This is a genomic window from Paenibacillus sp. FSL R7-0128 (genome assembly GCF_038002245.1).
Taxonomy (GTDB): Bacteria; Bacillota; Bacilli; order Paenibacillales; family Paenibacillaceae; genus Paenibacillus_AQ; species Paenibacillus_AQ silagei.
In genome coordinates this window covers 6,586,960-6,600,775 of record NZ_JBBOCD010000001.1, presented here as the reverse complement: position 1 = coordinate 6,600,775, position 13,816 = coordinate 6,586,960, and the positions used below count along the sequence as shown (strand labels likewise).

Sequence of the window (13,816 nt, the reverse complement as noted above, 5' to 3'; positions counted from 1 at the left end):
AGCAGCATGAGCAAATTATTCTACAAGCCTGAAGACGGCTGGCTGGCCGACGTTATCCCGTTCTATGAAGACGGCGAGTTCAAGCTGCTGTATCTGAAAGATTGGCGCGACAGGGAAGGACACGGTGAAGGCACGCCCTGGTTTCTGCTGGGGACCCGGGATTTCATTCACTACAAGGAATACGGAGAGGTTCTGCCGAGGGGCGGGATATCTGAGCAGGACCTGTATATCTATACGGGATGCGTGCTGAAGAAAGACGGACTGTATCATATTTTCTATACCGGCAACAATTTTCATTATCCGGCAGAGGGCAAGGCGCAGCAGGCAGTGATGCATGCGGTCAGCAGCGATTTTGTACATTGGGAAAAACGGCCGGAGGATGCCTTCTATGCACCAACGGACGCCTACGAGGAGCATGACTGGCGTGATCCGTTTGTGTTCTGGAACGAGGAGGCGGGGGAATATTGGATGCTCCTTGCCGCCCGGTTGAAGAAGGGCCCCGCGGGTCGCCGCGGCTGCGTTGCCCTATGCGCCTCCAAGGATTTGACCAGCTGGGAGGTACGCGATCCGTTCTGGGCTCCCTACTTGTATACGACTCACGAATGCCCCGACCTGTTCCGGATGGGGGACTGGTGGTACCTTCTGTACTCGACATTCTCGGACCGCACGGTCACGCATTACCGGATGAGCCGCTCGCTGCAGGGGCCTTGGCTGGCGCCCGAGAACGATGCACTTGATACCCGGGCATTCTATGCCGCCAAGACCTGGACCGACGGTGAGCGGCGTTATGCATTCGGATGGAACCCGACGCGGGAAGGCGAGCATGACGGGGGCACCTGGCAATGGGGCGGACATCTGGTTGTGCATGAAGTCGTACAGGGCACGGATGGTGCGCTGCTTGTAAAAGTGCCGGATACCCTGAATGCTGCGTTTAATCAGGAAAGCGCTTTATCCTTCACCGAAGTGCTCGGACGCTGGAAGTTCAGCGGCAGCACGGCTGCGGTTACGGCAACCGATTCCTTCGCCGGTGCCTATGCGGGGCCATTACCGGACGGCGCCTGCAAGCTGGAGGCGACGATAACGTTCGCTGCCGGCACCCGGGGCTGCGGCATTGTTCTGCGGACCGATCAGGAGTTCGGGCAGGGGTATATGATCCGGCTGGAGCCGGGCCGTAACCGGATTGTTGTTGACCAGTGGCCGAGGAAGGGGGATGTCCCTTACGCCGTCGGCATGGAGCGGCCGCTGCAATTGCTGCCCGGAACCCCGTGCTCGTTAAGCGTCTATCTGGAAGATCAGGTTTGCGTAGTCTATGTGAACGGGGAGATTGCGTTAAGCACGCGGCTGTATGATTTCCAGCAAGGAGGGAAGGGATTGTTCGTTAGTGAGGGGAGTGCGGAATTCAGGTTCAGCCAGTTTGAAATGCAGATTCATTCCAATCCGGATCAAGAGAGGGGATAGGTAATGATCAATATTGTCAGAAGAACAGTGATGGTGTGTGTGGCGTGTATGCTGTTGTATAGCCTTCTGCCGGGCTTCAGTGCTGCAGATCCAGTCAATGGGAAGGTAACGATTGATTCCGGCACAGCCGCCATCGACTTCACCTATGGAACGATAAATCTGGCCCGCGGCAACGAAGGCAAGCTGACTGGTATCCGCCATCTGGCGCAGAACAATCTGTGGAATGATACGGCAGCTTCCATCGTTTCAGCGAAGAGAGGGCATGTCACCTATGAACACACCTGGGGGTCGGGCACTTCGCTGGCTGAGCTGGAGACGACGGTTGCCCGTAAATATGACGGTACCTTGACCGTCAGCCAACATGCGCAGACAGAGCAGCCAGGCATATCGGGCATGCAATGGGGATTCATTATCCCCGATACGTATGATCTGATTATTCCTGCACTGGGCGGGATCCGGCTCACTGCCGAATCACCGGACGCCGCCTATGGCTTCTCCCAGTTCACCTATCCCGATGTCTGGGAGGCGCAGATGTTTCTTGTGCAGGGGGCAGAGGGCGGATTGCTGGTTCATGCGGATGACAATGCTGATTTCTTCAAAACATTGCATGTGAAGCATGAGAATGGCAGCTTCTATGTTGGAATAGAGACGCAATCACCCGCTCCATTTCAGCAAACGACCAAGTCGGTCTCCACGGATTGGCGGCTTAAAGCCTACGCCGGTGACTGGGCAAAAGGATCTGCGATGTACCGGGAGTGGGCAGATGGTGCTTTCGGGTTGTCTGAATCTGCCGCGAAGGCACCGGATTGGGCCAAGGATATCGGATTCACGGTGCTGACGGATCTGGAAGACCAGCCGATGCTGGAGGAGCTTGCAGAGCGGGTAGATCCCGGGCGGACGCTGCTGGTCGTTCCTGGCTGGAGAGCGGACCCCTATGACGTGAATTTTCCCAATTATGAGCCTAAGCCGGATATCGCCGCCAAGATCGACGCCGCTCAGGCGCTGGGGTTCCGCGTAATGCTGTATGTTAACATCTTTGGAACATCGTTTAACAACGAGAATTACACACAGATGCAGCCCTATCAGGTGAAGGATCCGTTCACGCTGGAGCGGAAGCGCTGGGAGTATACAGCAGGATCGGAACAGATTTCATTTGCCGTTATTAATCCGGCGGCGGAGGCGTGGCGGGAACTCTTCGTTAACAAGATGACTGCCCTGGTGAATGAGGTCGGACCGGACGCGCTGCACTTGGACCAGTCGCTGCTCATGTATAACGATGCCAACGGCCTGATTGACGGCAACAACATGATGCAAGGCAATATCGCCCTGCACCGCGAGCTTAGAGAAGCGCTGCCGGAGAATATCGCCTTGGGCGGAGAAAGCCTGAATGAAATCACGACCCGGTACGAGTCCTTTGCACAGCGTCATGCATATGGCATCTTCGCCGCGAGCGGCACCTGGGATGAGAGCAAAATCGACCAGGTGGTTCCGGCCAGCTCTGCGATTTTTGCACTCTATACGACCATTTACGGTCATCCCGATCATGCCAACCCGATGACGGAGGACTATTACATGGCCTGGCATAAGGTCGTTCAGAATAGGCTCGGGGCAATTCCGATGCTCACCAGACCCAATCTGGGTCAGATCGCCAATGCCACCCCGCTGATGGAGCAATTGCTGGATGAAGCGAATTGGTACCAGAGCGCACAGCCTACAGCTGATTTCAGCAATATGTCAGATCCCACTCTGTTTGCTTTCAGGACAGCTAATGGCGGCAGTGCCAAATATGTGCGCGATTCCTACGGAGAGAAGCTGACCGCCTACGAAGTGAACCCTTCCGGCGGGGGCACCGACATCATGCGTTATTTGTACGGGGCAGAGACCTATCCGTTGCCGGGAAGCATTCCGGGGTGGCTACTCTATGACGAACAGAAGCTGTTCGGGCTGGACCCGGACAAAACGTATCTGTATTTGAACCAGGTCCGCGATCCCGAGGGATTCCATGTCTATGAGTGGCCGGAGGATGTGGCGTTAAAACGGCTGTCCAGCCGGTCCACCCACACCACCATCGTTATGGACGACAAGCTTCTGTCCGGTGATATAGATCTGCTGAATTACGAGGGACCGGTTAGAGCAGGAGAGGTTCTTGGAGACGGTACCGTCCATACTACCGCTGCCCCGTTCCCTACCACGGGCGGATTCTCCTACTCCTTCCCCGGAGGAGGAACTGTGCAGCACTGGGGCGACCGGATCCTGGCCCATCCGCCTTACGCAGGACAGTGGCAGGGCGGGCATACCTGGCTGGAATTTGATATCAGTCTGCCAGCGGCAGCGGCAGCGAGCTTTCAAGCCGGTGTGCAATTGGGCTCCGAGCAGAACGTTGCGAGCAGTGACGGTGTCACCTTCAAGGTATCCGCTTGGGATAAGGCAGAAGCGCCTGAAGACCGTACGGTGCTGAGTGAAGAGCAGTTCAGCAGAAGTGCCTCACCCACAGCCATGGAGCTGGATTTGTCGGAATTAGCAGGCAAAGAAGTGACCCTCCGGCTGGAGACGCATCCCGGTGTGACGGTGGACAATGATTCTGCCGTATGGGTGGCACCTACGGTAGCCGTCGCAACTTACGGCGGCAATCGCAGCGTAAACTTCAAGGTGAACAGCCCGCTGCCCTTAACTGTGGTGCAATCCAGCTATGGAGCAGCCTCGTCTGTAAGTCTAGGTAACAATCACTACGAAATTACAGCACCTGCCTCGGGTACGGTGTATCTGATTCACAACGTGTCTGCTCCTGTGCAGCTGCCGTTATCGTTACCCGGAGCTCCATATCATTCGAGCCTGGTGTTCGAGGACGGAAGCGAAGGGCAAGCCCAGTCTCCGTTCGGCGGATTCCCGGGAAGCGGCTCTGTACTCGGCGTTGAGAAGCAGGGGCTGGATGCCCACCCGCCGCAGCACGGGCAGACGCATATTGAATATGCCTTGAATTTGCCCGCAGACACGCAGGCTGTACTGCAGGGATTCGCCGGCATTAAGGACGGATCGGAGGACTCCCAGGGCGCCGGCTTCCGCATAGCGGTGAACGGAACGGTAAAGTGGTCGCAGGATATCATGCCAGGCGGGGCCTGGACGCCGTTCAGTATCCCGCTGGCCGAATATGCCGGAACTTCGGTCATCATCACCCTGATCACTGATTCGTTGGGCGACTACGGATATGACAGGGCCTTCTGGGGCCAGCCGGCTCTGATTGTGCAGTAAAGAGATCATGCAGAAACCGAATATGAGGGGGAAGCAAAATCATGAGGAAAATTGCCGCTTTATCTATTAGTACCGTTCTTTTGGCCCTGACAGCCTGCAGCTCACCATCCAATACCAATACCAAAGACACTGCCAGCTCCAGTGCCGATCCGAAGCAACCCATTGACCTGCGGGTAGGCCGTTATTCCCTGCCCACCTGGGGGTATCCCGCAGGGGATGATTTTGCGAACAACATCTGGTACCGGCATTATGCTGACAAGTTCAATCTGAACGTCATACACGAATGGACAGCTCTGCAGAATGAATACAATGAGAAGCTGAACATCGTCATTGCCTCGGGATCAATTCCGGATATCGTCATCGAAGCCTCCACCAACCAGCTGGAGACCATGGTGAAGGCCGGTATGACAGCAGATCTGACCGATGTTTTCGAGGAGCATGCTTCTGATTTGACGAAGGAGATTCTCACCGGTGACGGCGGCCTTGCGATGGATTCGGCGACCTTTGACGGCAAGCTCATGGCTTTGCCTTACACGACCTCGGTCATCTATGAACCCAGTCTGCTATGGGTGCGGCAGGACTGGCTGGATAAGCTGAAATTACCAGTGCCGAAGACCATTGACGATGTGATTGCGGTGGCCAAGGCCTTCAAGGAACAGGACCCGGACGGCAACGGTATCGACGACACCAGCGGGCTGGCGTTCAGCAACTGGCTATTCGACGGGATTACCTCCACCACCGGATTCTTCAACGGCTACCATGCCTATCCGCAGAGCTGGCTGAAGGGAGATGACGGCAAGATCACCTACGGCAGCGTGCAGCCTGAAATGAAGAATGCCTTGGCTAAGCTCAGAGAAATGTATCAGGCCGGCCTGATTGATCCTGAGTTTGGCATGAAGGATACGACCAAGGTAACGGAGGAGGTAAGCGGCGGCAAATACGGCATCAGCTATGGACGCTGCTGGAACGTATACATGTACGGTACGGGCCTGGAGGGCCAGCCGGATATGGTCTGGACTCCACTGGCGGCCCCAAGCGCCGACGGCGAGGATGTATTTGCCAATGTAGGCACAACCGTGGTGAGCTATTATGCGGTGAACAAAGACTATAAGCATCCCGAAATTCTCGTCCAATTATTGAATGATTACAACGAGATGGCCTACGGTCCGAACCGGAATGATCCCGAAGTCAAGAAATTCTTTGCTTTCGAAAAAGGGCAGACCATTGTAGAACAGGGGCACTTGTCCCTGGCCCGGACCCTTACGACCGATGATGCCACCGTGAAATCTTTGGAATACCTGATCGAAGCCATCGAGAAGCGCGATCCCAGCAAGCTGGATCAGGCTCTGACCGAGACGGGGAAATACGAACCGAGCGTAGCTTATCTGGACGGCAAGGGGACCGGCTATATGGAGTATCACCAAGTCAAGGCCTTCAAAACGATTGTGGAGGGCTATGGCACGGATCATCTGATTCCCCAGGCTTATGGAGGCACCACGGAAACGATGCTGAACAAAATGGGCATTCTGGGCGATTATGAACGTGAAATTTTCACGAAGATCATCATGGGTGCGGAGCCTATTGACGCCTTCGATACCTTCGTATCCGAGTGGCACAAGCTGGGCGGCCAGCAGATTCTGGACGAGATCAACGCCAGCTTGTGATGAAAGGGGTAGCCTATTGTGAGAGCATTGCACCTGAAGAGCCGCTTCAGACATGAATTACCGTACCATTTGTTTTTGATACCGGGAATTATACTGGCTGTTCTATTCTGCTATATCCCGATGATGGGGATTGTCATGGCCTTCCAGAACTTTAGCGTGTTCAAGGGCTGGCTTGCGGGTCCGTGGGTCGGGATGGACAATTTCAAATATATTATTTCAATGCCCCGATTCGGGCAAGTCATGTATAACACGATCTATATCTCGATTTTGAAAATTGTATTTTCATTGATTGTGCCGATCGTTGTTGCGCTGCTGCTGAACGAAATGCGCGGCCAGAAGCTGAAACGGGTGCTGCAAACTGCGATGTACCTGCCGTATTTCCTGTCCTGGGTGGTGCTCGGCGGCATCATTCTGGATGTCCTCAGTCTGGAGGGGGTGATTAACAGCCTCATCCAGGCCTTTGGCGGAGAGCTGGTGGGCTTCCTGTCCAGCAACCGGCTGTTCCCCGGTGTACTGGTCACTACTGAAGTGTGGAAGAACTTTGGCTTCAATACGATTATCTATATGGCTGCGCTAACCTCCATCAATCCGGATTTATATGAAGCAGCCATGATTGACGGAGCCAGCCGCTGGCGGCAGATCTGGCATGTTACGCTGCCCGGCATTCGTCCCACAATCATTCTTCTGGCTACTCTCAGTCTGGGCAATGTGCTGAACGCCGGGTTCGAACAGGTATTCATGCTGCTCAATCCGCTGGTAGTCGATTCCGGCGATATCCTGGATACGCTGGTCTACCGGCTGGCGTTCAATCAGGCGCAGTACAGCGTAGCGACAGCCGTAGGACTGTTTAAATCGCTGGTATCCGGAGTACTTATTTCAGTTTCCTATTATATGGCTTATAAGTTTGCCGATTACCGCATTTTTTGAAAGGGGGAGCAAGGGTGAAATACCGTTTGAACGGCAGCACCGTGTTCGCAGTATTCAACAAAGTGTTTCTCATTCTCTTGGGAATCCTCTGCATTGCGCCGATTGTCAATACGTTAGCCATTTCCTTCAGCTCCGCCTCGGCGGTGGCGATGGGGAAGGTGCGGTTTTTTCCGTCGGACTTTTCACTGGACGCTTATAAATTTATCGCTACCCGTCCGGAATTCCTAAGATCCTTGGGCGTGGCTGTGATCCGGGTGCTTGTGGGCAGCGCCCTGCAAATGCTGGTTACCTTTATTTCGGCTTATCCCCTTTCCAGGGAGAACAGGGATTTCAGCATGCGGACGTTTTATGTTTGGTTTTTCATGTTCACCATCCTCTTCAGCGGAGGCATTGTTCCCCTGTACATGCAAGTGAAATCCCTACACATGCTGGATAGCATGATGGTACTGGTCCTGCCGACAGCCCTGGCGGTCTTCAACATCGTTCTGATGATCAATTTCTTCAGAGGACTGCCCCGGGAACTGGATGAGTCCTTCCGCATAGATGGAGCCGGACACTGGACCATCCTGTGGCGGTTATATTTCCCGCTGTCGTTGCCTGCCTTTGCAACCATCCTGCTGCTGGCTATGGTAGGGCATTGGAATAGCTGGTTTGACGGAATGATCTTCATGAACCAGACCGAGAACTATCCGCTCGCCACCTATTTACGCTCCATTATTGTCAGCTTCGATTTCAGCAATGTGAGGTCTGAGGATGCCGCACTCCTAGCCAGCATCTCACCGCGCACGACCAAGAGCGCGCAGATCATTCTGGCCACGTTGCCCATCTTGTGCGTCTACCCTTTTTTACAGCGTTATTTCGTGTCTGGTCTCGTCCTGGGAAGCGTGAAGGGATAGTTCCAAAAACTATTTACAGTAGAGTAGGAGAAATGGATTATGCAGAAAATTGCCAGTGGAATCTTTAAGCTGACCTTCGGAACACCCGAAGAATTTACACCGGTATCAGTATTGAAGCCCGTCACATGCCTCGAAGCGCTGAATGCGCTTGAAGATCATCCGCTTCCCTTTCTAAGGGAGGACATTCAATTTCAACCGCGCCAAGGCTCCGTATTGCTGGAGATTCCCTTGGAGCCGGAAGAGGAAGTATACGGTTTGGGCTTACAGCTTAAATCGTTCAGACAGAGCGGCAGCAAGAAGAAGCTGCGCACGAACTCCGACCCGTCCGCAGATCTGGGCGACTCTCATGCGCCGGTTCCCTTTTATGTGAGCACCGCCGGTTATGCCATTCTGGTGGATACGGCACGGTACGCGACTTTTTTCAGCGGAGGGTGCAAGAGAGTTGGCAGCAAGCAGGATCTGGAAGGCTTCGAATCGGCAGGCACCGAGAAGGGGCACTGGGAAGTGAAAAAGGGAAGCGGCAATATGCTGGTAGATATCCCTGCGGCGCAAGGAGTAGATATTTATGTGTTTTGCGGCGGGGATATGAAGGACGCGGTCAGCCGTTATAATCTGTTCAGCGGCGGCGGGGCGTTACCTCCGATGTGGGGATTGGGTGTGATGTACCGCGCCGACTGGCATGCGGATCAGGAAGATGTCCTGCAGTTAGCCCGGCAAATCAGGGAAGATGAGATGCCCTGCGACATGTTTGGTCTGGAGCCCGGCTGGCAGACGAACGCCTACTCCTGTACTTATGTGTGGGATAGCAACAGATTTCCGGATGAAACAAGGCTGATCCAGGATCTGAAGGATCTGGGGTACCGGCTTAATCTGTGGGAACATGCTTATGTGCATCCAGATAGTCCTGTCTTCCCGGAGCTGAAGCCTTATTCGGCCGACAGCTATGTATGGGACGGTCTGGTGCCGGATTTCACGCAAGCTGAGGCCCGGAAAGCCTTCACGGACATCCACCAGCCCTTTATTGAGGCGGGGTTGTCAGGCTTCAAGCTGGATGAATGTGATAACGGCGATTATATCGGCAACTGGGGTTTTCCCGATTTCGCCCGTTTTCCGGGAGGGGCGGACGGGGAGCAGATGCACAGCTTGTTCGGCCAGCTCTATCAGCAAACGATGCTCGCCCCGTTCAAGGCAGCGGATCGCCGGACCTATGGACAGGTTCGCGCTTCCCATGCGCTCGCGGCGCCCTATCCCTATGTACTGTACAGCGACCTCTACGACCATGAAGACTTCGTACGGGGGCTGGCCACAGCGTCCTTCTCAGGTCTACTCTGGTCGCCGGAGGTCCGCCAGACAGCAACGAGGGAAGAGCTGCTGCGCCGGATTGGCGCTGTGATTTTCTCGCCTCTGGCGGTGCTTAACTGTTATATGATTCCTTCGCCGCCGTGGAAGCAATTCGATCATGACAAGAACCATGCCGGTGAATGGCTGGAGGATTGGCCGCAACTGGCGCAGCAATGCAGGAAGCTTCTGCAAATCCGAATGAGTCTGATTCCTTACCTGTATGCCGCATTTGGCAGATACCGTCAGCAGGGGGTACCGCCTATACGTCCCTTAGTGATGGATTACCCGGGTGACTCTGAGGTGCTGGATTGCTTCGACCAGTTCATGGTTGGAGAGGATCTTATGGCTGCTCCTGTTGTCTATGGTAACGGTGACACACGTAAGCTCTACCTGCCTCAAGGCCGCTGGTACGAACGATTGACCGGAGAGTGGCTGAACGGCGGACAATGGATCACCCGCCAAGTTGCTGAGGATGAAGTTCCTCTGTATATCAAACAGGGCGCGCTAATTCCTTGGGCAGAGCCCGTTCTATGTGTCCGGGACGACACCGTTTTTAATATAGAGCCTGTTCTGTACGGTGCGGAAGCAGGGGAATGCTCGCTTTTATGTGATGATGCAGTAAGCTATTCCAAGATTTCTGAGAGCCTGCCTTTTGCCACAATTAAGGTGACCCAAGAAGGCGGTCTGAGCATAGAGGAACAAGACATAATCTCTGAGCGCTATAGTATAGCCGGTGTGAAATACGTCCCGGATGGGGAGAGGGGCTGAATCGGGGACATGGCCGTCGATCTCATAGGCTTAGATATCGGTTCAACAGGCACGAAATGTCTGATCATGGCTTCAACGGGTGAAGTGCTGGCCCAGGCATACAGGGAATACTCCATGGAATCGCCGGAAAGCGGCTGTTATGAGCTGAGTCCGCAGCGGGTGTGGGAAGCGGTTCAAGCTGTTATCAGTTCCGCAATGATTAAGTATGACAGACCGCCTGCCATGCTTGCCGGACTGTCCGTTTCTTCCTTTGGGGAGGCTGCCGTTCTGCTCGACAGCGGGGGCTGCGTGCTTGGAAACAGCCTGCTGTATATCGACAAGCGGGGAAGCGGGCAACTGGAGGTTTTGGTGGAGCATATCGGAGAAGAGAAGATCATTGGCAAGACGGGCCTTCACCCCCATCCGATGTACACCCTCTCCAAATTGATGTGGTACCGGGAAGAGCAGCCGGACATTTATGAGCGTCTTCATACCTTTCTGCCGTTTGGATCATTTATTCTCTACAAGCTGGGTGCAGGACCCGTGATCGACTACTCGCTGGCGTCCAGAACGATGGCCTTTGATGTTCACCGGCTTAAGTGGGATGAGGAGATTATCCGGGCGACAGGCTTAAGGAGCGGGATATTTCCCCAGGCGCTGGAGCTTGGATCACAGCTCGGCCGGATTTCACCCGCAGCGGCTGAGGCGCTGGGGCTGCCTGCCCACCTTCAGCTGGTGCTCGGCGGACATGACCAGGTATGCGCCGCCATCGGCGCGGGAGTCACGGAAGAAGGCTCGGCTGTAGACGGTATTGGCACTGTAGAGTGCATCACGCCGGTCTTCCATACCATGCAGGTCGATGATAAGGCGCTTGCGCTCAGCAAGCTGGCGCTGGTTCCTTATATCCAGGGGAGTTATACCACCTATGCGTTTAATTTCACCGGCGGCTCCCTGCTGAAGTGGTACAGGGACCAGTTCGGCTATGAAGAGAAATGTGCGGCAGATGAGTCCGGGCGGAGTGTCTATGAGATTATGGGCGAGAGCGCCGGAGAAGGTCCCACGGACATCTTGGTACTGCCGCATTTTGCCGGCTCAGGCACTCCATACATGAACCCGGCTGCGGTTGGGGTCATCGCGGGCTTGAATTTTAATACCACAAAGGGTGAGCTGTACAGAGCTTTAATGGAAGGCGTCACCTATGAGATGAGGCTCAATCTGGATTGCCTGGAGCAAGCAGGTATGAGTATCAGGGAACTAAAAGCCTGCGGCGGCGGTGCCAAGTCCTCCCTGTGGCTGCAAATCAAGGCGGACATCATGAACAGGGCCGTCATCGCCCTTGATATCGAAGAGGCAGGTATTCTCGGAGCGGTTATTCTGGCCGGGGTGGCGCTGGGAGTATTCCCTTCCTATGCAGAAGCTGCCCGCATTTTGGTGAAGGTGGGCACTACCTTCTATCCCCGCCCGGAGAACCGCAGGCACTATGATAAGAATTACGCCAAATATAAACGGCTGTATCAAGCGGTGAACAACGTTATGTCAAATCCATAGGAGATGCTGAAGAATGCCATTAGTGACCCTGAAAGAATTAATGAAGGATGCCGAAGCCAAACGTTATGCCGTCGGCGCGTACAATGTGATTAATTTGGAGATGATCCGGGGAATCATTGCCGGGGCCGAGGAGGCGCGCTCACCGGTCATTCTGTCCTTTGCGGAAGTGCATATTCCGCTTGTTCCGCTGGAGGTGATCGCTCCCATTATACTGGCGGCTGCGAGGCAAGCGCGGGTTCCCGTTGCCGTACACCTGGACCACGGCCAGGATCACGAAATTCTGATCCGGGCGATGCAGCTCGGCTTCTCGTCGGTGATGTTCGACGGCGCGCATCTGCCGCTGGAGGAGAATATCCGCCAGACCAATGAGATCAGCAGAATCGCCAAGGCGCTCGGAGTTTCCGTAGAAGCCGAGCTTGGCAAGATTCTGCGTCCGGAGGGCGGAGGAGCGGAGGAAGAAATAGAAGAATATGATCCGGACGATGTCTACACCAATCCCCAAGAAGCCCAAACTTTTATTGCACATACCGATGTTGATGCGCTCGCCGTTGCTTACGGGACTGCGCACGGTGTTTATCTGACAGAACCGGTTCTGGATTTTGAGCGTCTGAAGCTCATCAAGGAGCTTACCGGCCTGCCGCTGGTGATGCATGGCGGGTCCGGACTGGATGAAGCCGCCTATATCACCTCCATACAGTGTGGCATTCGCAAGCTTAACTATTATTCCAATATGGCGCATGAAGTGGCCAATACGCTCCAGGCGAAATTGGCGGCCAACAGCGCGCAGCAGCGCAAAAGCTATTATCATGACATTTCCGCATGGGCTATGGAAGCTGTACAGCAGGATATTGTGAGAACGATGAGAATTTTCGGGAGTGCCGGACAAGCCTGAGGCTTTCCTGCCCGTTACAGGAGGAATGGCGGTATGGCAAGACTTTATGGCAGAGAATGGACCCGGCGTGAGCTGGAGGCCAGAGTTGGCCGGATAGAGCAGCTTGCGGGAGTGCAGCCCTTTGTAATGAGAGAGGGGCCGGAGGCCGGTCAGGAAGTGTTCCGTGTGCGGACCGGCTCCGGCCTCTCCTATTGGGTGCATCCCGGCAAGGGAATGGATATCTCTTTGGCTGAATTTTGCGGCATTCCGGTTAGCTGGTCTGCCGCCAACGGAGATCCCCATCCCGCTTATTTCCGGGAAGAGGGGAATCACTGGCTGCAGACAGCTTCCGGCGGGTTGCTGATGACTTGCGGATTGTCGCAGGCAGGTGCGGCCGGCCGGGACGATTACGGAGCTTATGGATTGCATGGACAGATTCATCATACGCCTGCACGCCAGGCTTCCTATCAGGCGGAATGGCAAGGTAATGAATATGAGATACGCCTGCGGGGAGTCGTAGAGGAGACGTCCATCTTTGGACAAAAGCTGCGTTTGACCCGCACGATTACAAGCAGGCTTGGAGAGAACAGTTTGCAGCTTAACGATTGCGTGGAGAATGTAGGCTTTACACCGGCCCCGCATCTGATGCTCTATCATTTCAACTTTGGCTTTCCGCTGCTTGCGGAGGATACCAGGATCATCTTGCCGGAGAGCAGCTGTGCTCCGCGTGATGATGATATGGAGATATCACGGATACATGAATGGCAGGCGCCGGATCAGCGTTTTAAGGAACAAGTGTATTACCATGAGCCATTGGAACAGCAAACGTACATCTGCGCACAAATCTGCAGCCCTTCTTTTCCTATCCCCGGCTTATCCTCTTCTGCGGGCGGCCTGACGGCAGAGCTGCGGTGGGATCAGCGGACGCTGCCCAGACTGGTGCAGTGGAGAATGCCCGGAGCAGGCGAACATGTGCTGGGACTCGAGCCTTCCAATTGCTGGACCCGGGGGAGAGCGGGAGAGCGCGGAGCGCATGCTTTGAAGCTGCTGGAGCCTGGAGCAGCCGTTCATTATGAGATTGAATTGAAATTCAAAACGAACTGAACAAACGGAGG

Annotated in this window: 9 protein-coding genes; all 9 read left to right on the top strand. The window is 54.8% G+C overall.

The features are described 5' to 3' along the window. The first annotated feature begins 6 nt into the window (after positions 1–6). The 9 genes from NST26_RS27990 to NST26_RS27950 are packed head-to-tail and all read left to right on the top strand — an operon-like array spanning position 7 to position 13,805. Complete coding sequence (locus tag NST26_RS27990; RefSeq protein ID WP_340980357.1) at positions 7–1,458, top strand: family 43 glycosylhydrolase; 1,452 nt, start codon at positions 7–9, stop codon at positions 1,456–1,458. A gap of 3 nt (positions 1,459–1,461) precedes the next feature. Continuing rightward, positions 1,462–4,707 (top strand): DUF6259 domain-containing protein, encoded by a 3,246-nt coding sequence (locus NST26_RS27985; protein WP_340980356.1) that lies wholly within the window; start codon positions 1,462–1,464, stop codon positions 4,705–4,707. Between the two features lie 41 nt (positions 4,708–4,748). Then, the gene (locus tag NST26_RS27980; RefSeq protein ID WP_340980355.1) at positions 4,749–6,371 is read left to right on the top strand and encodes an extracellular solute-binding protein; all 1,623 of its coding nucleotides are present in this window, start codon (positions 4,749–4,751) and stop codon (positions 6,369–6,371) included. Positions 6,372–6,389: 18 nt separating this feature from the next. Beyond that, positions 6,390–7,298: an ABC transporter permease gene (locus tag NST26_RS27975; protein ID WP_340980354.1), complete on the top strand. Its 909-nt coding sequence runs from the start codon at positions 6,390–6,392 to the stop codon at positions 7,296–7,298. 14 nt (positions 7,299–7,312) lie between these two features. After that, positions 7,313–8,194, top strand: a complete 882-nt coding sequence (locus NST26_RS27970; protein WP_340957976.1) for a carbohydrate ABC transporter permease — start codon at positions 7,313–7,315, stop codon at positions 8,192–8,194. A 39-nt stretch (positions 8,195–8,233) separates the two neighbouring features. After that, positions 8,234–10,303: a TIM-barrel domain-containing protein gene (locus NST26_RS27965; RefSeq protein WP_340980353.1), complete on the top strand. Its 2,070-nt coding sequence runs from the start codon at positions 8,234–8,236 to the stop codon at positions 10,301–10,303. A gap of 9 nt (positions 10,304–10,312) precedes the next feature. Next, positions 10,313–11,830, top strand: a complete 1,518-nt coding sequence (locus tag NST26_RS27960) for an FGGY-family carbohydrate kinase (protein ID WP_340980351.1) — start codon at positions 10,313–10,315, stop codon at positions 11,828–11,830. A 13-nt stretch (positions 11,831–11,843) separates the two neighbouring features. Continuing rightward, entirely contained in the window at positions 11,844–12,722 is an 879-nt protein-coding gene (locus NST26_RS27955; RefSeq protein WP_339251247.1) for a class II fructose-bisphosphate aldolase, read from the top strand. Positions 12,723–12,755: 33 nt separating this feature from the next. After that, the gene (locus NST26_RS27950; RefSeq protein ID WP_340980350.1) at positions 12,756–13,805 is read left to right on the top strand and encodes a DUF4432 family protein; all 1,050 of its coding nucleotides are present in this window, start codon (positions 12,756–12,758) and stop codon (positions 13,803–13,805) included. Positions 13,806–13,816: the final 11 nt, after the last annotated feature.

What these genes read in the sequence shown, in the direction of transcription:
- NST26_RS27965 (WP_340980353.1), top strand. Translation starts at nt 8,234, where the DNA reads ATGCAGAAAATTGCCAGTGGAATCTTTAAGCTGACCTTCGGAACACCC.
- NST26_RS27960 (WP_340980351.1), top strand. Translation starts at nt 10,313, where the DNA reads ATGGCCGTCGATCTCATAGGCTTAGATATCGGTTCAACAGGCACGAAA.
- NST26_RS27955 (WP_339251247.1), top strand. Translation starts at nt 11,844, where the DNA reads ATGCCATTAGTGACCCTGAAAGAATTAATGAAGGATGCCGAAGCCAAA.
- NST26_RS27985 (WP_340980356.1), top strand. Translation starts at nt 1,462, where the DNA reads ATGATCAATATTGTCAGAAGAACAGTGATGGTGTGTGTGGCGTGTATG.
- NST26_RS27950 (WP_340980350.1), top strand. Translation starts at nt 12,756, where the DNA reads ATGGCAAGACTTTATGGCAGAGAATGGACCCGGCGTGAGCTGGAGGCC.
- NST26_RS27990 (WP_340980357.1), top strand. Translation starts at nt 7, where the DNA reads ATGAGCAAATTATTCTACAAGCCTGAAGACGGCTGGCTGGCCGACGTT.
- NST26_RS27980 (WP_340980355.1), top strand. Translation starts at nt 4,749, where the DNA reads ATGAGGAAAATTGCCGCTTTATCTATTAGTACCGTTCTTTTGGCCCTG.